The organism is Achromobacter ruhlandii, assembly GCF_002082135.1.
GTDB lineage: Bacteria > Pseudomonadota > Gammaproteobacteria > Burkholderiales > Burkholderiaceae_B > Achromobacter > Achromobacter ruhlandii.
On sequence record NZ_CP017433.1, the window covers coordinates 4,446,403 to 4,465,245 of the forward strand.

General features: G+C 68.2%; 14 protein-coding genes and 6 tRNA genes. 15 read left to right on the plus strand and 5 right to left on the minus strand.

Features of this window, described 5'->3' with window-relative positions:
* The first annotated feature begins 123 nt into the window (after nt 1-123).
* The 5 genes from miaB (at nt 124) to lnt (ending at nt 5,716) form a co-directional block, all read left to right on the plus strand.
* Entirely contained in the window at nt 124-1,557 is a 1,434-nt protein-coding gene (gene miaB / locus AruCF_RS20075; protein ID WP_049075623.1) for a tRNA (N6-isopentenyl adenosine(37)-C2)-methylthiotransferase MiaB, read from the plus strand.
* A complete protein-coding gene (locus tag AruCF_RS20080; RefSeq protein ID WP_049075624.1) occupies nt 1,554-2,579 on the plus strand; it encodes a PhoH family protein in 1,026 nt (341 codons plus the stop codon). Before miaB ends, AruCF_RS20080 begins: the two co-directional genes overlap by 4 nt.
* Nucleotides 2,569-3,042, plus strand: coding sequence for an rRNA maturation RNase YbeY (ybeY, locus tag AruCF_RS20085; protein WP_049075626.1), 474 nt, complete (start codon nt 2,569-2,571; stop codon nt 3,040-3,042). Before AruCF_RS20080 ends, ybeY begins: the two co-directional genes overlap by 11 nt.
* A 155-nt stretch (nt 3,043-3,197) precedes the next feature.
* Nucleotides 3,198-4,088 carry a CorC family transporter gene (locus AruCF_RS20090; RefSeq protein WP_049075628.1) on the plus strand — a complete coding sequence of 297 codons (891 nt, stop codon included), beginning with the start codon at nt 3,198-3,200 and terminating at the stop codon, nt 4,086-4,088.
* A complete protein-coding gene (lnt, locus tag AruCF_RS20095) occupies nt 4,085-5,716 on the plus strand; it encodes an apolipoprotein N-acyltransferase (RefSeq protein ID WP_049075631.1) in 1,632 nt (543 codons plus the stop codon). Before AruCF_RS20090 ends, lnt begins: the two co-directional genes overlap by 4 nt.
* 84 nt (nt 5,717-5,800) lie before the next feature.
* Here lnt and AruCF_RS20100 read toward each other — a convergent pair whose 3' ends face one another.
* Nucleotides 5,801-6,856 (minus strand): aldo/keto reductase, encoded by a 1,056-nt coding sequence (locus AruCF_RS20100; protein ID WP_080977473.1) that lies wholly within the window; start codon nt 6,854-6,856, stop codon nt 5,801-5,803.
* A 428-nt stretch (nt 6,857-7,284) separates the two neighbouring features.
* Between AruCF_RS20100 and AruCF_RS20105 the strand changes: the two genes are divergently transcribed.
* The 9 genes from AruCF_RS20105 to AruCF_RS20145 all read left to right on the plus strand — a co-directional run bounded on the left by AruCF_RS20105 (nt 7,285) and on the right by AruCF_RS20145 (nt 11,965).
* Nucleotides 7,285-7,360: transfer RNA gene (locus AruCF_RS20105), tRNA-Ala, on the plus strand.
* A gap of 69 nt (nt 7,361-7,429) precedes the next feature.
* A tRNA-Glu gene (locus AruCF_RS20110) sits at nt 7,430-7,505 on the plus strand.
* A gap of 60 nt (nt 7,506-7,565) precedes the next feature.
* Nucleotides 7,566-7,642 (plus strand) — tRNA-Asp (locus AruCF_RS20115).
* A 103-nt stretch (nt 7,643-7,745) separates the two neighbouring features.
* Nucleotides 7,746-7,821, plus strand: a tRNA-Ala gene (locus AruCF_RS20120).
* Nucleotides 7,822-7,866: 45 nt separating this feature from the next.
* Nucleotides 7,867-7,942 (plus strand) — tRNA-Glu (locus AruCF_RS20125).
* Nucleotides 7,943-8,018: 76 nt separating this feature from the next.
* A tRNA-Asp gene (locus AruCF_RS20130) sits at nt 8,019-8,095 on the plus strand.
* A 228-nt stretch (nt 8,096-8,323) separates the two neighbouring features.
* Nucleotides 8,324-9,814, plus strand: coding sequence for a helix-turn-helix transcriptional regulator (locus AruCF_RS20135; RefSeq protein ID WP_049075632.1), 1,491 nt, complete (start codon nt 8,324-8,326; stop codon nt 9,812-9,814).
* Nucleotides 9,815-10,064: 250 nt separating this feature from the next.
* Entirely contained in the window at nt 10,065-11,090 is a 1,026-nt protein-coding gene (gene bioB, locus AruCF_RS20140) for a biotin synthase BioB (protein WP_049075634.1), read from the plus strand.
* Nucleotides 11,087-11,965, plus strand: coding sequence for an EamA family transporter (locus AruCF_RS20145; protein ID WP_049078027.1), 879 nt, complete (start codon nt 11,087-11,089; stop codon nt 11,963-11,965). The genes bioB and AruCF_RS20145 overlap by 4 nt, the downstream gene beginning before the upstream one ends.
* A 16-nt stretch (nt 11,966-11,981) precedes the next feature.
* Here AruCF_RS20145 and AruCF_RS20150 read toward each other — a convergent pair whose 3' ends face one another.
* Together AruCF_RS20150 and AruCF_RS20155 are read right to left on the minus strand one after the other, a co-directional pair.
* Nucleotides 11,982-13,412, minus strand: coding sequence for an MFS transporter (locus AruCF_RS20150; RefSeq protein ID WP_049075636.1), 1,431 nt, complete (start codon nt 13,410-13,412; stop codon nt 11,982-11,984).
* A gap of 89 nt (nt 13,413-13,501) precedes the next feature.
* Nucleotides 13,502-14,005, minus strand: a complete 504-nt coding sequence (locus AruCF_RS20155; RefSeq protein ID WP_049075637.1) for a peroxiredoxin — start codon at nt 14,003-14,005, stop codon at nt 13,502-13,504.
* Nucleotides 14,006-14,235: 230 nt separating this feature from the next.
* Between AruCF_RS20155 and AruCF_RS20160 the strand changes: the two genes are divergently transcribed.
* Nucleotides 14,236-14,661: a hypothetical protein gene (locus tag AruCF_RS20160; RefSeq protein WP_049075639.1), complete on the plus strand. Its 426-nt coding sequence runs from the start codon at nt 14,236-14,238 to the stop codon at nt 14,659-14,661.
* Nucleotides 14,662-15,533: 872 nt separating this feature from the next.
* Here AruCF_RS20160 and AruCF_RS20165 read toward each other — a convergent pair.
* The gene (locus AruCF_RS20165) at nt 15,534-16,418 is read right to left on the minus strand and encodes a dienelactone hydrolase family protein (protein WP_049075641.1); all 885 of its coding nucleotides are present in this window, start codon (nt 16,416-16,418) and stop codon (nt 15,534-15,536) included.
* Nucleotides 16,419-16,480: 62 nt separating this feature from the next.
* A partial coding sequence (locus AruCF_RS20170; protein WP_083036831.1) for a DUF748 domain-containing protein occupies nt 16,481-18,843 on the minus strand: 2,363 nt, incomplete at its 5' end.

Sequence of the window (18,843 nt, forward strand, 5' to 3'; positions counted from 1 at the left end):
GGCGAGGGCCAGCTATCGTAACCCTGCATTGCACATCGATGAAGGAAATTTGCTGCAAGGGGTAAAATTCCGCTTTTCCCCTCTCCACTGCCCCCGGGATCTACACCCGTCACGGCGACCGACATGCAAGAAACTTCCCTCAAGCGCGTGCCCCACGCGCAAGACGGCGCCGCCGCCGTCCCGCCCGCCCCCGCCACCGGCGCTCCCCGCAAGCTTTACATCCGCACCTTCGGCTGCCAGATGAACGAGTACGACTCGGACAAGATGGCCGACGTGCTGCGCGGCGACCAGGGGCTGGAACTGACCGACAATCCGGAAGAAGCCGACGTCATCCTGTTCAACACCTGTTCGGTGCGCGAGAAGGCCCAGGAAAAGGTCTTTTCCGACCTGGGCCGCGTGCAGCACCTGAAGAAGACCAACCCGAACCTGGTGATCGGCGTGGGCGGCTGCGTGGCCAGCCAGGAAGGCGAGGCCATCGTCAAGCGCGCGCCCTATGTGGACGTGGTGTTCGGCCCGCAGACCCTGCACCGCCTGCCCGACCTGATCCAGCGCCGCCGCGCCGAAGGCCGCTCGCAGGTCGACATCAGCTTCCCCGAGATCGAGAAGTTCGACAACATGCCGCCGCCGCGCGTCGACGGCGCCACCGCCTTCGTCTCGATCATGGAAGGCTGTAGCAAGTACTGCAGCTTCTGTGTCGTGCCCTACACGCGCGGCGAGGAAGTCTCGCGGCCGTTCGACGACGTGCTGGTCGAAGTGGCCGACCTGGCCGACCAGGGAGTCAAGGAAGTCACGCTGCTGGGCCAGAACGTCAACGCCTATCGCGGCCGCATGGCCGACAGCGACGAGATCGCCGATTTCGCCATGCTGCTGGAGTACGTGCACGAGATCCCCGGCATCGAACGCATCCGCTACACCACCTCGCACCCCAAGGAAATGACCCAGCGCATGGTGGACGCCTACGCCCGCCTGCCCAAGCTGGTGTCGTTCCTGCACCTGCCGGTGCAGGCCGGCAGCGACCGCGTGCTGGCGGCCATGAAGCGCGGTTACACCACGCTGGAGTTCAAGTCGGTGGTGCGCCGCCTGCGCGCCGCGCGTCCCGACCTGACGCTGTCGTCCGACTTCATCGTCGGCTTCCCCGGCGAAACCGAGGAAGACTTCGAAAAGACCATGAAACTGATCGAGGACGTCGGCTTCGACACCTCGTTCTCGTTCGTCTATTCGCGCCGCCCCGGCACGCCGGCGGCCGACCTGCACGACGACACGCCGCAGGACGTCAAGCTGCGCCGCCTGCAGCGCCTGCAGGCGCTGATCAACGAGCAGGCCGCCACCATCGCCCGCAACATGATCGGCACGCGCCAGCGCCTACTGGTGGAAGGCCCGTCGCGGCGCGACCCGAACGAGCTGATGGGCCGCACCGAGAACAACCGCATCGTCAACTTCGCCGCGCCCGCGCGGCTCATCGGACAGATGGTCGACGTCATCATCACCGAGGCGCACACCAATTCGCTGCGCGCCCGGGTGGCCGACGTCGACCGCGACTCCCAAGAGGCCGAATGACCACTTCCCGCCCCCGCGCCCGCCGCAGCCTGCCCGCCGTCGTCATCCTGGACGGCGACAACACCCACCTGGCCAACCTGTGCGGCCCGCTGGACGAGAACCTGCGCCAGCTCGCCGACGGCATGGGCGTGAAGCTCTCGCGCCGCGGCAGCCGCGTCACCATCGAAGGCGACAAGGCCGAACTGGCCGGCCGCGTGCTGCGCCGTTTCCATGAGCAGGCCGTGCATCGCGCGCTCTCGGTCGACGACATCCAGCTCGGGCTGGTCGAGATCGGCGTCGGCCGCCAGGAAGAGAAAACGCAGGACGCGCCGGCCCGCGAGGCCGACCCGCTGCCGTCGCTGGACGACGACAGCGACGCCATCGCCCTGCGCACCAAGCGCAGCGACCTGCGTCCGCGCACGCCGCGCCAGCGCGACTACCTGAACAACATCCTCAAGCACGACATCACCTTCGGCGTGGGCCCGGCCGGCACCGGCAAGACCTGGCTGGCGGTGGCCTGCGCCATCGACGCGATGGAGCGCGACACGGTGCAGCGCCTGGTGCTGACGCGCCCGGCGGTCGAAGCCGGCGAACGGCTGGGCTTCCTGCCCGGCGATCTGGCGCAGAAGGTCGATCCATACCTGCGCCCGCTGTACGACGCCCTGTACGACCTGATGGGCTTCGAGAAGGTGCAGCGCCTGTTCGAGAAGCAGACCATCGAGATCGCGCCGCTGGCCTACATGCGCGGCCGCACGCTGAACCACGCCTTCGTCATCCTGGACGAGGCGCAGAACACGACGCCCGAACAGATGAAGATGTTCCTGACGCGCATCGGCTTCGGCAGCAAGGCCGTCATCACCGGCGACCCGTCGCAGGTGGACCTGCCGCGCGGCCAGGAAAGCGGCCTGGCGCACGCCGTCAAGGTGCTGCACGACGTGCAGGGCATCGCCACCACCCGCTTCACCAGCCGCGACGTGGTGCGCCACCCGCTGGTGGCCCGCATCGTCGATGCCTACGACCGGGCCGCCGAACATGACGCCTGATCTGTCCCTGTCCGTCCAGTACGGCGTCGAGGAACCCCGCCTGCCGCGCTGGCGCCTGCGCCGCTGGGCCGAGCGGGCGCTGGCCGCCGCGGCCGAGGACGGGCTGGTGGACTTCAGCGCCGCCGAGCTCAGCCTGCGCCTGGTGGGCGCGGCCGAGGGGCGCCGCCTGAACCGCGATTTCCGCCAGCGCGACTACGCCACCAACGTGCTGACGTTCGAATACGGCGTCGACCCGCTGGGCGTGGCGCGCGGCGACATCGTGATGTGCGTGCCGGTGCTGGTGCGCGAGGCGCGCGAACAGCGCAAGGCGCTGCTCGACCACGCCGCCCACCTGACCCTGCACGGGGTGCTGCATTCGCTCGGCTACGACCACATCAAGGCGCGCGACGCCCGTCGCATGGAAGCGCTGGAGACCGCCACGCTGGCGCGCATGGGCATCGCCGACCCGTACGTGGCGGCCTGATCCGGCCGTCCTCGGGTCAACCCTGAGCAATCGGCGCGAAATGGCGGCCTGCACGGCGCAGATCGCGTCGGTTGGCCCCATTTTCGCGTGCCGCGTTACAAATTGCGCGCCAGATTCGGTTATGCTGACCCCTCCCTAACTTGTCCTCCCGGACGATGTCTGACCCCTACCCTGCTCCCGAAGCGACGCCCGCTCGCTCATCCAAACCCGCCACCAAATCCCTTCTAGACCGCCTGCTTTCCCTCGTGCGCCGCGAGCCCGAGGACCGTGAAGGCATCAAGGCCGTCCTGGAAGCCGCGCATGACCGCGACCTGCTGGACGCGGAGTCCTACAAGATGATCAAGGGCGCGCTGGCCGTGTCCGAAGGCACCGTCGGCGACATCATGGTGCCGCGTTCGCGCATGGACCTGCTCGACGTCACGCAGCCCATCCCCTACCTGGTGGCCAACGTGATCGAAACCGCGCACTCGCGGTTCCCGGTCTACGAAGGCGACCGCGACAACATCATCGGCATCCTGCTCGCCAAGGACCTGCTGCGCTGCATGCTGGAACCCGGCATCGAGGTGCGCACGCTGGTGCGTCCGGCCGTGTTCATCCCCGAATCCAAGCGCCTGAACGTGCTGCTGCACGAGTTCCGCGCCAGCCGCAACCACCAGGCCATCGTCATCGACGAGCATGGCGGCATCTCCGGCCTGGTGACGATGGAAGACGTGCTGGAACAGATCGTCGGCGACATCGAGGACGAATTCGACGAAACCGAGGAAGACTCGATCTTCCCCGAGGGCGAGAACCAGTGGCGCGTGCTGGCCGCCACCGACATCTCGCACTTCAACGACGTGTTCGGCTGCCAGTTACCCGACGACGAGTACGACAGCGTCGGCGGCTGGATGGGCGGCCAGTTGGGTCGCATCCCGCGCCGCGGCGACGTCGCCGAGTTCGACGGATTGAAGCTCGAAGTGGCGCGCGGCGACGCGCGCCGCGCCATCTGGCTGCGCGTCAAGCGCGTGGCGCCCTCCCGCGGCGTCCAGCCCGATACCGACGCATGAGCCGCGCCGCCCGCGGTCCGTTCCTGCTGGGCGCGGCCGGCCTGACGCTGGCCGGCGCCATCCACGCCCTGACCTTCGCGCCCGGTCCGCTGCCGGACTGGGCGCTGGCCATCACCCAGATCCTGGCGCTGGCGGTGGCCGCGCGCGTCACGCTATACGCGCCCTCGGCGCGCCAGGCCTGGCTGCGCGGCTGGCTGTTCAGCTTCGCCACCTACGCGCTGGGGCTGTACTGGATCTTCATCAGCCTGCATCGCTACGGTGACCTGGCCGCGCCGCTGGCCGTGGCCGCGGTGCTGGCGCTGTCGGCCTTCCTGGCGCTGTTCCCGGCCACGGCCGGCGCGCTGGCGCGGCGCTACGTCCCGCTGGCGGCCGACTCGGCGCCGGGACAGGTGCTGTCCAGCACGCTGGCCTGGGGCGCGCTGTGGGCCGGCTTCGAATGGGTCCGCGCGGTGCTGCTGACCGGCTTCCCCTGGCTCAACATCGGCTACGCGCAGGTCGACAGCCCCATCGCTGGCTGGGCCCCGCTGCTGGGCGTGCACGGCATGGCGCTGCTGTCGGCCTTCGCCGCCGCCGCGATCGCAAGCCTGTGGCGTCCCGCCAGCGACCGCAACGCTCCCCGGGACGGCCGCCGAGCGCTGGCCGCCGGCGTAGCGCTGGCGCTGGCGGCCGCCGGCTGGCCGCTGTCGCGCATCGACTGGTCCACGGCCAGCGGCGAGGCGCTGAATGTGCGGCTGGTCCAGGGCAACATCGAGCAATCGCAGAAATTCGATCCGGCGCTGCTGGACCAGAGCCTGCGCCGCCATCTCGAACTGGCGGCCCTGCCGCCGGCGCCGGGCGTGCCGCCGCCGCAAATGGTGATCCTGCCGGAAACCGTGCTGCCGATCTTCCAGGACCAGCTCGATCCGCGCGTCTGGGACGTCTGGCGCCAGGTGGCCGCGCGGCAGAATGCCGTGATCGCCATGGGCGTGCCGATCCACGACGTGCGCGACGGCCGTGACCGCTACACCAACAGCGTCATGGGTTTCGACGGCCAGACGCCGCTGGAACAGCTGACCGGCGGCAGCACGGCGATGCGCTACGACAAGCGTCACCTGGTGCCGTGGGGGGAATACGTGCCGCCGGGCTTTCACTGGTTCGTCGACATGTTGAACATCCCGCTGGGCGATTTCGACCGCGGCCCCGAACGCCAGACGCCGTTCGCGGTGGGCGGCCAGCACATCGCCTTCAACATCTGCTACGAAGACCTGTTCGGCCCCGACCTGCTGCCGGCGCTGCAGCCCGGCGCCAACGGCGAACCGGGCGCCACCATCCTGGTGAACGTCAGCAACCTGGGCTGGTTCGGCGACACCTGGGCGTTGCGCCAGCATCTGCAGATCGGGCGCCTGCGCACGATCGAGACCGCCCGCCCCATGCTGACCGCCACCAACACCGGTATCACCGCGGCCATCGACGCCAAGGGCCGGGTGGCGGCGCAACTGGCGCCGTTGCGGCCGGGCGTGCTGCCGGTGTCGGTGCAGGGCATGGCGGGCCTGACGCCCTACGCGCGCTTCGGCGACAAATCGGCGCTGGCGCTGATCGGCCTGGCGCTGATTGCCGCCTTCGGCGCCCGCCGCGCGCGCCGTTCCTGACCCTGAATCGGACCGGGCAGCGCCCGGTCCGACGCATGCGCCTTCGCCGGCTACCTTCATTGGCGGCCGTCACTGGCCGAGGTCCTAGCGCAACAGGTTGACAGGCAGCGCGCCGCTGTCGTCGACCGGCCGTAGCGGCCCCACTCCCGCGCCCGTCAGCTCGATCGCGTCCGCGATGCGCGCCATGTCGTCGCTGTCCAGTTCCAGTTCCGCCGCGCCCAGCACGCCGTCGACCTGCGCCACATTGCGCATGCCGACGATGGCGCCGGTGACGCCCGGCCACGCCAGCGTCCAGGCGATGGCCACCGCCGCCTGCGTCGTGCCGTGGCGTTCGGCGATGGGCTTGAGCGCCTCGGCCAACGCCAGGTTGCGCGCCAGGTTGGGGGCCTGGAATTCGGCATTGCGCGAACGCCAGTCATCCGCGCCCAGGGCCTGCGCCCGCGCGGCGGAAAAACCGCCGCTGAGCAGGCCCGACTGCATCGGGCTATAGACGATGACGCCGGTGCCGTTCTGCGCGCACCACGGTATCAGGTCGTTGGCCGCGCCGCGCTGGATCGCGGAAAAGGGCGGCTGCAGCGACTCCACGTGGCCGAGCGCCTCGGCGTCCTGCAACTGCGCCAGGTTGTGGTTGGACAGCCCCACCGCCCGCACCTTGCCCGCCTGTTTCAGGTCGAGCAGTTCCTGCCAATAGACTTCCAGCGGCGTGCCGTCGCCGGCCGGCCAGTGCATCTGGTAGAGGTCGATCCGTTCCACGCCCAGGCGCCGCAACGAGCCCTCGATTTCACGGCGGATGCTGGCCGGCGCGCCAGTGCGCCGCGGCGTCGCCCGCGGCTGTTCGGGGGACCACGTCAGGCCGCACTTGGTGAAGACATAGGGCCGGTCGCCGGGGCTCATTTGCGCCAGCGCCCGCCCCACCACTTCCTCGGCATGGCCCAGCCCGTAGACGGCGGCGGTGTCGATCCAGTTGATGCCGCGGTCCACCGCCAACCGGATCGCGGCGATCGAATCGCCATCGTCCTGCGGCCCCCAGCCGATGGCCCAGGCGTTGCCGCCCATGGCCCAGGCGCCCAGGCCAATGCGCGTGATGGACATGTCGCTGCGCCCCAACTGGCGCGTCGGAAAAGAAGTGTTGGTGCTCATGCGAAAAAAATCTCCTGCCGGCAAAGACATCATGGCGGGACGCCTTGCGCGCGCCCGCGGCCCCGCCCCCCACGATAGCACTCGCGCAAGCCTTTGATTTTCCAGCGGCCGGGCGGCTTCGGACCGAGCCCGCAGAAGCGTTTGCGGACAGCCCGCAAACGCTTCTGCGCGGGCCTTGCCGGCCCCTCCCGCACACCGGATGGAGCACGGCCCCCAAGCCCGGCTCCCCCGCATATGTCCCCTTGAAAGCGATTTCAGCGCAACTTTTTCATTTTTTGCATCCAACCGACTTGCACGCCGAAATTAGTTCGTGCATAATCTCGTTTCTTCGCCAACGGCACTAAACAAAACCGGCAACGAAACACGAAAAACGACCACGAAAGCGGTCGGAAAAACGTGGAACGGAAGCAGGAATTGATTAGAAGAACGGGGGTATAGCTCAGCTGGGAGAGCGCTTGCATGGCATGCAAGAGGTCAGCGGTTCGATCCCGCTTACCTCCACCAGTCCAAAGCGAAGAACGCAGTACAGCAGGAAAACCGCAGTAAAAATCGTAGTAAAGCCAGCAAGTCCAAGTCCCCTTCGTCTAGAGGCCTAGGACATCACCCTTTCACGGTGAGTACAGGGGTTCGAATCCCCTAGGGGACGCCAGTTCACTGGCAGCAGTACAAGATGCAGTTGAAGTGACACAGTAGTTGAGTATGCCGCTGCGGAGCGGTAGTTCAGTTGGTTAGAATACCGGCCTGTCACGCCGGGGGTCGCGGGTTCGAGCCCCGTCCGCTCCGCCAAAAGCGCTCTACGCAGTGCCTTTCAAGAGCTCCGTCCCTGGAGCTTTTTGCATTTATAGGGTGTAAGCCTTGTTGTTTGCAGGTTGGAACAGCAGGGATTCTGGGGGGTATAGCTCAGCTGGGAGAGCGCTTGCATGGCATGCAAGAGGTCAGCGGTTCGATCCCGCTTACCTCCACCAGTAAAGCAGTAAGTAGTACAGTAGTTGGAGCAGTTGCAGTTTCCGGTCCCCTTCGTCTAGAGGCCTAGGACATCACCCTTTCACGGTGAGTACAGGGGTTCGAATCCCCTAGGGGACGCCAGTTCGCTGGCTCGCCGACCGGACCTGCAAGATCGTCCTGACAAGACGGTATGCCCTGAAGTCCAGTAAGCCGCTGCGGAGCGGTAGTTCAGTTGGTTAGAATACCGGCCTGTCACGCCGGGGGTCGCGGGTTCGAGCCCCGTCCGCTCCGCCAAGCATATTGCGTGCATCCCAGCAAGCCGCAAGACCAGTTGTTCCGCAGGAGTCTTCCTGCACTGCGCCAGAAGGCGCCCGCCAAAAGCTCCGGATTCCGGGGCTTTTTTGCTTTGCGCGCCAACACGCGCCGCGTCGCCCTTCCCCGGTCTCGTCCGTTTATCCTCTGGACAGGCCGCGCGTCGCAACGCATCCTGTGCGCTTGTGCCAGCCAAGCCAAGAGGCCCACGTGACCGCCAGCAACGCCGCTCCACATGCCCACCGCCAGCACCTGCAACGCATCATCGCTGGCTTGAACGAAGGTATCATCCTGCTCGAAGCCGACGGCGCCATCGCCTGGGCCAACGCCAGCGCGCTGGCGCTGCACGGGGCCGACACGCTGGACGCCCTGGGACAGACGCCCGCGGGCTACCGCAAGCGCTTCGCCCTGACCTACCGCAACCACCACCGCGTGCCGGCCAGGCAGTATCCGCTGGATCGGCTGGCCGCCGGCGTGGCGTTCGACGAGTTGCTGCTGGACCTGACGCGCAAGGACGACGCCGACTTCCTGCGCAACATTCGCGCGCGCGGCCTGTTGCTCGAAGACGACGGCGCGGACTACCGCGTGCTGATCCTGGACGACCAGACCGAGGCCTTCAACGCCGAACAGCGCTTCGAACGCACCTTCGCCGCCAATCCCGCGCCGGCGCTCATCTGCCGGCTGTCCGACCTGCGCTATGTGAAAGTGAACCAGGGCTTCCTGGACATGACGGGCCTGCCACGCGAAGCGGTGTTGGGCAAATCGGCGTACGAACTCGACGTGCTCGATGGCGGCGAGGACAAGGACGACGCAGTGGCCAAGCTGAACGCGGGCCTGACCATCAGCCAGCGCGAGGGCGTGCTGCGGCTGGGCGATGGAGCGCCCCGGTTCGTCATCGTCGCCGGCCAGCCCATCGACATGCAGGACGAGCCCTGCATGCTGTTCACCTTCATCGACCTCGAAAAACGCAAGCGCGCCGAAGAAGCCCTGCAACATAGCGAGGAACGCTTTTCCAAGGCATTCCGCCTGGCGCCGGTGCCCATGGCTTTGTGCGAGGGCGATTCGCTGCGCGCGCTGGATTTCAATGACGCCTTTGCGCAGGCGGTGGGCGTATCGTCCCGGGACGGCGTCGGCCAGGAACTGACGGCGCTCGGCCTGCGTCCGTCCGAGGGCATGGCCGAGCGCCTGGCGCGCGGCGAAAGCATGCGCAGCCGCGAGGCCGCGCTGGTCACGGCCGACGGCGGCCAGCTCGACTGCCTGGTGTCGGCCGAACCGGTCATGATTGGCGGCGAACGCCGCCTGCTTCTTGTGATGCAGGACATCAGCGAACGCAAGCGCAGCGAGACCGAACTGCTGACCGCGATCGAGGCGGTGATGCAGGACACCTCCTGGTTCAGCCGCGGCATCATTGAAAAACTGGCCCAATTGCGCGCCCCGGCGCCGGCGCCGCGCGACGTGGCCGAACTGGCGCAACTGACCGCGCGCGAACGCGAGGTGCTGGGCCTGCTGTGCCAGGGCCACGATGACGACGGCATCGCGCGCCACCTGCGCCTGTCGCGCAACACGGTGCGCAACCATGTGGCCACCATCTACAGCAAGATCGGGGTGCACCGGCGCAGCGCAGCCATCGTCTGGGCCCGCGACCGCGGCATCACCGGCCACGAGAAGCCGCGCGCACGCGGCAAGTCCGACCCGGGCTGACGGCCGGCGCTCAGAATTTACAATTTGAATCAAAATAATCGGGGGTGGCGGCTGCGCGAAGATGCCGCCGCGTTAGATTCCGCCCGCCCCTAAAAAACGCCTTTTCCAGCGAAACCGGCGACAACACATCGCCAAAATCGCCCCCGGACACCAGATTGCGCAAACCCTGCGCAGCTTCATACGATCCGCCGATCAAGCCGCCCCCTCGGGCCGGCGGCGAGATCCCCGCAAGCCTTCCTGGAGTCCGTTCATGCAGACCGCCTACATTCCCGTTCCCAAGCCGCCCAAACCGCAGCCCGCGTCCGCGTGGAGCAGCGCCGCCGTGATGGAACTCTACGACTTGCCGTTCATGGACCTGGTGTATCGCGCCCAGCAGACGCACCGGGCCCATTTCGATCCCAACGGCATCCAGCTGTCGAGCCTGCTGTCGATCAAGACCGGCGGCTGTCCCGAGGACTGCGGCTACTGCTCGCAGTCGTCGCGCTACGACACGGGCCTGGAAGCCGAAAAGCTGATGCCGCTGGACGAAGTGCTGGCCGCGGCCCGCGCCGCGCAGGCCGGCGGGGCGCAGCGCTTCTGCATGGGCGCGGCCTGGCGCAGTCCCAAGCCGCATCATCTGGAAGCCGTGGCGGAGATGGTCAGCGCGGTCAAGGCACTGGGCCTGGAAACCTGCGTCACCCTGGGCATGCTGCGCGAGGGCCAGGCCGAACAACTCAAGGACGCCGGCCTGGACTACTACAACCACAACCTGGACACCGCGCCCGAGTTCTACGGCAAGGTCGTCACCACCCGCACCTACCAGGACCGCCTGGACACCCTGGAACGGGTGCGCGGCGCCGGCATCAACGTCTGCTGCGGCGGCATCGTCGGCATGGGCGAATCGCGCCAGGAGCGCGCCGGCCTGATCGCGCAGTTGGCCAACATGGAGCCCTACCCCGAATCGGTGCCGATCAACAGCCTGATGCGGGTGGAAGGCACGCCGCTAGCCGATGCCGAGCCGCTCGATCCGTTCGAATTCGTGCGCACCATCGCGGTGGCGCGCATTACCATGCCGCGCGCCATGGTGCGTCTGTCGGCCGGGCGCGAAGCCATGGACGACGCCATGCAGGCCCTGTGCTTCATGGCCGGCGCCAATTCGATGTTCTATGGCGACGTGCTGCTGACCACCGGCAATCCGCGCATGGAGGCTGACCAGCGCCTGCTGCAACGCCTGGGCATGCGCATCGATGCGACCCAGCAGGCCCACGCCCACCAGGACGTGGCCGCATGCCGCTGACGCCCGGCCTGTCCTACCTGCTGGCCAGCGTCGCCTGCAGCGTCGCCGTGGCGGCGATGCTGAAGCTGGCGCGGCGCTGGCAGGTGGACGTGCGCCAGGCCATCATGGCCAACCATGCGGTGGCCGCCCTGCTCTGCTGGGCCGTGCTGCGGCCGGACCCAGCCGCGCTGCTGACCCCGCGGACGCCGTGGCTGGTGCTGGCTGCGCTAGGCGTGCTGCTGCCCAGCGGCTTCATGGCGATGGCGCTGGCTGTGCGCCACGCCGGCGTGGTGCGCAGCGACGCGGCGCAGCGGCTGTCGCTTTTCATCCCGCTGCTGGCGGCATTCCTGCTGTTCGGCGAGCCGGTCAGCGGCCGCAAGCTGGGCGCCATCGCCCTGGCCTTCGCCGCCCTCTTCTGCCTGCTGCGCCGCGCGGCGCCGGCATCGGGCGCGGCCGATCCCGCCGATGCGGAGTCACGCCGTGCGCAGTGGCTGTGGCCGCTGGCGGTATGGGTGGCCTATGGGGTGGTGGACATCCTGTTCAAGCAGGTCGCGCGCGCCGGCACCGCGTTCGCGGGCGGGTTGCTGCTGGCGTTCGCGCTGGCGTGCGCGCTGATGCTGGCCTACCTGCTATGGCGCCGCGCGCATTGGGCGCCGCGCCACCTGGCGGCCGGCGTGGCGCTGGGCGCGGTGAATTTCGGCAACATCATCACCTACATCCGCGCGCATCAGGCCTTGCCGGACCATCCCGCGCTGGTGTTCGCCGCCATGAACATGGGGGTGATCTCGCTGGGTACGCTGGTCGGCGCCCTGGCGTTCCGCGAACCGCTCAGCCGCGTCAACGGGCTGGGATTGGCGCTGGCGCTGGCGGCCATCCTGCTGATGGCGCCGTGGTGAACGGGCGCCGTCAACCTCAGGTGCCGGTGCGCGGCTCACGCGCCGGCTCGTCGGCCTGAAGCGCCTCGGCGGCATCCGGCTCGGCCGGCCGGGGGGCAACGCCTGACGCCGGGTCGACGGCGCCGCCGGGCGGGTCGACGGCGCCAGCGCCTTCCACCGGCGCCGGAGCCGCCGCGGGATCAGGCTGGACCATCTCGATGCCGATGTCGTTCTCGACATCGACGCGGGGGTCGAGCACGGCGGCCGCCGGCGAGCTTTGCAGCGTGTCGGGCATGGGCACGAAGTGCACCGGCGCCTCGTCGACCTGGTGCGCGCCGGTGACACGGGTGGGACGCACCTGCCACACCAGGATCAGGGCGCAGGCCGAGATGAACACGTAGTACATGCTGTGGCCGGCCACCGACATCAGCACCCCGGCGATCATGGGGCCGACGCAGGCGCCCACGCCGTAGGTCATGAGCAGCACGGCCGACAGGCTGACGCGGCGTTCGGATTCGACGTGGTCGTTGGCGAAGGCGGCGCCCAGCGGATACAGGGTGAACTGCAGGATGCCGAAGGCGCACGACAGCAGCACCAGCGCCCAGAACGGCAGCGTCAGCCAGCCCCACATGACGACGGGCAGCAACACCAGCAGCATCGCATTGAAGCGGATCAGGCCGGCGCGGTTGATGCGATCGGACAGCCAGCCCATGGGCCATTGCGACAGCAGGCCCGCGGTGACGGCGGCGGCGACGAAGATGGCAGCCTGCGAGGTGCTCATGCCGTGCTTGGCGCCGTAGACGGCGGCCAGGCCGTAGAAGGCGCCGGACAGGTTGCCCGCCACGAACAGCACGGTCATGGACAGCGGCACGCGCCGCATGAAGAAGCGGATGTCGAGCGCGGCCGGCAGGGGCGTGGGCGGATGCGAGCGCGCCGTGACGGCGATCGGCACCAGGCACAGCACCAGGCACATGGCCACCAGCGTCAGCGGCCGCAGGTCGAGCGTGGCGTAGGCGGTCAGGGCCAGTTGCCCCAGCACCGTGCCCAGGCCGGACACCACCATATAGACGGAGAACACGCGTCCGCGCTGATGGTTTTCGGTCTGTTCATTGAGCCAGCTTTCGATGACCATGAATTCGGTCACCATGACGATGCCGGAGATGACGCGGAACACCAGCCACAGCGGCATGGAGTCGACCAGCGTCTGCGCCAGGATCATGCTGGTGGCGACGGCGGCACAGGCAACGAAGGCGCGGATGTGGCCGACGCGGATGATGAGCTTGTGCCCCAGCCGCGCGCCGCACACCAGGCCCAGGTAATAGCCGGCGATCAGGGCGCCGATCCAGATCTCGCTGACGGACTGCGCGGTCAGCCTCAACCCCATGTAGGTGTTGAACAGACCGGTGCCGATGAGCATCAGCAGGGTCGCGAAATACAGCGACGAGAAAGAAGAAATGGTTGCGAGCATGGCGTCTGGCTACCTCTGCCGGGAGGTAGCGGCGCGGACCGCCAGGGCGGCCCGCGCATTGAGCGATGAAACAGGAACTGCGCGGGAAATCAGAGTTGCGACAGCAGGGTCGCGGCGTCACTGACTTCGAACTTGCCGGGGCCTTCGACGTTCAATTGCTTGACCACGCCGTCGACGATCAGGGCCGAATAGCGCTGCGAGCGCACGCCCATGCCGCGCTGGATCAGGTCCAGCTCCAGGCCCAGGGCCTTGGTCCAGAGGGCGGAACCGTCGGCCAGCATGCGGACCTTGCCCGCGGTCTTCTGTTCGCGGCCCCAGGCGCCCATGACGAAGGCGTCGTTGACGGACACGCACCAGATTTCATCGACGCCCTTGGCCTTCAGGGCGGCGGCCTGCTCGACGTAGCCGGGCAGGTGCTTGGCCGAGCAGGTCGGCGTGAAGGCGCCGGGCAGCGCGAACAGGGCGATGGTCTTGCCGCGGGTCAGGTCGGCGACCTGGAAGGCGTTGGGGCCGAGCGAGCAGCCTTCGCTTTCGGTTTCGATGAATTCGGTCAGGGTGCCGTCGGGCACGCGATCGCCGACTTTGATGCTCATGGGGAAATCTCCAGTGTTGGGGGTGTTGCATTGGGGCGGACGTGCCCCACAGCCCTCATCATAGTTCGTGTCTGTTGCGCTTGCTGGCCCGGCGGACAGATCGGGAAAGAAACCCGCACAGTCTGAAACGACTCCACACGCGGGGCGGCGCGGGGTTCGTTGCCATAATGTGGGCGTGTTCAATGCCCGGGCGCGATGGCCGCGCGCGGGCGCTTTGCGGAGACAAACCGATGCGCAAGATGCTGATCGGCCTGGCCCTTACGATGGCCGTGGCCGCCCCCGCCTGGGCCGCCCCCGACGCGGCCGAGCAGGCCCAGTTCGAATCGTTCGTGGTGGCGGCAGGCGCCTCCAATGGCGCGGCGCGTTCGTGCGGGGCGTCGGAACCCGACCTGGCGCAGCACCAGGCGACCTCGCGCAAGAACCTGGAACGGTATGCGAAGGAATACGGGTTTTCGGCGGCGGGGTATGACGGGCTTTACGAGAAGGGGCTGGCGGATGGGACGCGGATGATGGAGGAGATGAAGCGGTCCGGCGTCGACGGGTGCCGGGGGGTGCTGGGGAGTTTTCAGAATGAGCGGGTGATTTCTTATGAGGATATGAAGGCGGCGTTGGCTGAGGTTAGTGATGGGTTGCCGGGGGAGAGTGCGGAGAAGTGAATTCTCTGCGGTTTTTTTGGGCTGGCGGGGGATTGAGTTCTTGAGCCGCCCGGCGGGACGGCGGCAGGCGGGGGCGGGGCTACGATTGCGGTCCGGAGCGTTCGCTCCGGACTGGCCTCGGCGGCCCCCCCTGCCTCATCCTCGTCCTCGCCTTCGGCGACTCCTTCGGATTCCGTCGGGCGCATCTACACGCCCCGCCCCCGCCTGCCGCCGTCCCGCCGGGCTCAGGATGTCTTGGTTTCCGCATTGTTGGGGCGGGTGGGTGCTTGGCATGCTTGGCCGCATCTAGGGGGGCGGGAGGAGTTTGCAGGGCCCGCCAAAAAACGGCCGCGCGAGCGGCCTTTTTTTGGCTTACGCGGGGTCTTGCAGTCACGGATGACGCTGCGCGTGTGCGAGGGACATGAGCGTTTGGAAACGGAATCCGGAGTGTGGGGATTGACGTCCCACGGATAGCCGGAGGCCTCCCGTCAACGATCACACCGATCTTCCCGTCAACGACGTTGCAGCCACCTTCCCTCCTCTCCACCCGCGCGCAGCGCCAGCCCTTCGACGCACCGCCAAAGCGTATGCCGGGACCGGCTGCCCGCGCAGCCGGTCCCGGCGGGCGACGCAAGATCTCTCCCCTCACCCCGCCCGAGCGGCCTCACCCATGCAGATGTCGGTAGCCCCTGGCGGCGGTCGGGCAGGCGGGGCGCAACCTCGATGCGCCCGAGGGAATCTGAAGGCCGTCGCCGAAGGCGACAACGAAGATGACGAGGGGGAAGTCCGGAGCGAAGGCTCCGGACCGCAATCGTGGGCGCGCCCCGCCTGCCCGGCCGACGCCAGGGGCGGCCTACGAAGAACGCCCTTCTCGCCCCGAAGAAACACTCACCTCAAGTCCCCAACCCATTCTGCTTGAACCAGTCCAGCATCCTCTGCCAAGCCTGCTCCGCCTCGGCCTTGCGGTAACTCGGCCGATAGTCGGCGTGGAAGGCGTGGGGGGCTTCGGGGTAGACGTCGATGCGGGAGGCCTTGGCGGCGGCGGGGCCTTTGGCGAGTTGGATGCGCATCTTGTCGACGTCGGTCAGGGGGATGCCGGCGTCCTTGCCGCCGTAGGCGCCCAGGACCGGGGCCTTGAGGTCGTTGACCAGGCTCAGGACCGACTTGGGCTTGAGTTCGCTCGGGTCGCCGCCCAACTGGCCGTACCAGGCGGCGCCGGCCTTGAGCTTGGGGTTGTGGGCGGCGTAGAGCCAGACCTGGCGGCCGCCCCAGCAGAAGCCGAGAATGCCAAGCTTGTCGTCGCTGCCGCCGTGGGCGGCGGCCCAGGCGACCGTGGCATCGAGATCATCCCGCACCTGCTTGTCGGGTACCTTGCTGATGATCTCGGCCTGCAGCTTGGGGATGTCGGTGTATTTGGCCGGATCGCCCTGGCGCGCGAACAGCTCGGGCGCGATGGCCAGGTAGCCCAGGTGGGCCAGGCGGCGGCAGACGTCCTGAATGTATTCGTGCACGCCGAAGATCTCGGACACCACCAGCAGCGTCGGCAGGTTCTTCTTGCCGGCGGGCGCGGCGCGGTAGGCGGGCATCTTGCCGTCGGCGGTGGGAATGTCCACCTTGCCGGCGGTCAGGCCGTTGGCGTCGGTCTTGATGGCGGTCTGCGCGACGGCGGGGCCGGCGGCCAGCGAGAAGCCGGCGGCGACCGTGGTGGCGATGAAGCCACGGCGGTCCAGCTTGAGGGGCGGCAGCAGGCTGTCGAAATGCGCGTCCTGGTCTTTCATCATGCATCTCCGGGCAAGGGACGGCCGCCGGACGCGGCCGCGTCCTGGCGAACCGCCGGGGTTCACTTCAGGGAGAAGTCCACGCGCGAGGGCAGGCCCTCGTCCTTGATGCCATCGGCGTCCAGTTGCGGGGCAACGATGAACACGCGATCCGCGAGTCCTTCCTGGGCTTGCAGCTTCTCGTACACCGCTTGCGCGCGCGCGTCGGCCAGTTGGCGCAACTGCTCGTCGCCCACCGGGGCCGCGGCGCGCAGCATCTCCTCCATCTGTTGCGGCGGCACGGACTTGGCCATGCCGATGAAATTGCGCGGCTTGTCCTTGAGGTCGGTGTCGTCGTAGACCTTTTCCAGGTACTTGGCGCGCTCGGCGCCCGAGACCTCGACACCGGCCGGGTTCGGCTTCTTGCCGCGCGGGGCGACGTCGCGGGCCTTGGCCAGGCGGATCTGGGCGTCGACCCAGGCCTGGCGCAGGCCGTCCAGGTCGGTCTTGGGATCGGCGCGGCCGCTCAGGTCCATCTTGAGCGCGGGGCGGTCGACCAGCGCCTTGGTCAGGGTGTCGATGCGCTGCAAGGTGTCTTCGGTGAGCGCGGCGCTGCCGGGCGCGAATTCCACGTACGACAGTTCCTCGCCGCCGCCAAAGGCCGACGCCAGCAGGCTGAAGGGCGAGGTGACGGCCTTGACCACCAGGTTCAGCAGCACCCGCACGACGATGCCGCCGACCGAGAACTCGGGGTCGTCGAGCGAACCTGAGATCGGCAGGTTGATGTCGATGTTGCCGCGCGAGTCCTTCAGCAGGGCAACGGCCAGCAGCACCGGCAGCTTGGTGGCGTCGGGGCTGTTGGTCTTGTCGCCGAAGGTCAGCTGGTTCAGCACCACGTGGTTGGTGGCCAGCAGCGCGCGGTCCTTGATCTTGTATTCCAGGTCCACCGACAGCTTGCCGCGCTTGATCGGGTAGCCGACGTACTTGGCCGAGTAGGTGTTGAAGCGCGGCAGGTCCACGCCCTTGGCCGAGGCCTTCAGGTCAAGCGACAGGTACTTGGCGAACGGCTGCACCACGCCGCTGATCGACAGGGGCGCGGTGGTGTAGACGCGGCCGGTGACCTTGACCTTGGCGGGCTGCGGGTTGGTGGACGACACCGCCGTGATGGAACCGTCGATGCTGGACAGCTCGGCCACGTAGTTGGGCTTGACGAAGCGGTCGGTGAAGGTCATGCGGCCGCGCGTCAGCGTGACGCTGTTGAGCGAGATATCCGGCATGCCGCCGCCCTTGGCCGCCGGCGCCGGCGGTTCGGCGCGCCGACCGGGGGTCTGCGTGTCCTGGGTAATGGAGCCGCCGGCCTGCCCGGGCGCGGCCACCAGGTCCATGACGTTCAGGCGGCCCTGGGCATTGAGCAGGATGCGGCCGTAGAAGTCGTCAAGCGCGATGTCGCCCAGGCCGGCGACGATCTTCTCGCCCGCCACCGAGACGTTCATGCCGGACAGGCCCAGGCGCTTCCAGTTGAGGAAGTCGTCCTTGTTGACGCGGTCCTGCAGGTCGACGTCGGTGATATCGACCCCGCCCTTCCAGCCGGCCTTCATCGGCGCGCTGCCGTTGGCAGCCGCGAATTCGGCGTCGCCCTTGGCGCCCAGCGTGATGGCGCGCACGGTGGCATTCAGGCTGGAGGCGAAGTACGGCGCGAACGAGGCGACGTTCAGGCCGGACAGGTCGACCGACGTCTTGACGCTGAGCGGCTGCGGCGTGAAGGCGCCCTTCAGGTCGAGCTTGCCGCCGCCCTGGATGCCGGCCGCCGCCAGCGTGAAATTGCTGGCGCCCGGGCCCATGGCCAGGCGGTCGGCGGTGACGACCAGTTGCTGCAGCGCGACGTCGAGCGCGGGATTCAGGGTTTCGTCGCGCGCCTTGAACTGGGCCAGCTCGGCGCGCACGCCCGTGGCGGACGCATCGACGGCGCCGTTCTTGTCCAGCACGTGCACCTGCGCGGTCAGCCCGAGGCGGCCGTCCTGCAACAGGATCGGCGACAGGCTGCGCACGGCCGGCGCGAACGGCGCCAGCGCGACGTTGCCCATGCGCAGCGCCAGCTCCAGCGACAGCGGTTGCAGCACCAGCGGGCCCTTGGCGCGGATCCAGCCGCCATCGGTGCTGTTGTCCACGGTCAGCCAGAGATTGATGGGTTCGCCCTTGACCTGCGGCAGCGCCACGCCCTCGACGGTGACGGCCAGGCCGGTCAGGGTGTAGTCGAGCTTGCTGATGGCGTCGGTGACGTAGAGCTCGCCTTCGTGGATGTTGAAGGCGTCCAGCGTCACCTTCCATTCGGCCGGCGCGGCGGGCTTGGGCGGAGCGTCGGTGGCGGGCGGGGTGTCGGTGGCGGTTGCGGCGGTCGGCGCGCCGTTGGGCGCGGGTGCGGTGGGCGTGGCGGCCGAGGCGGGTT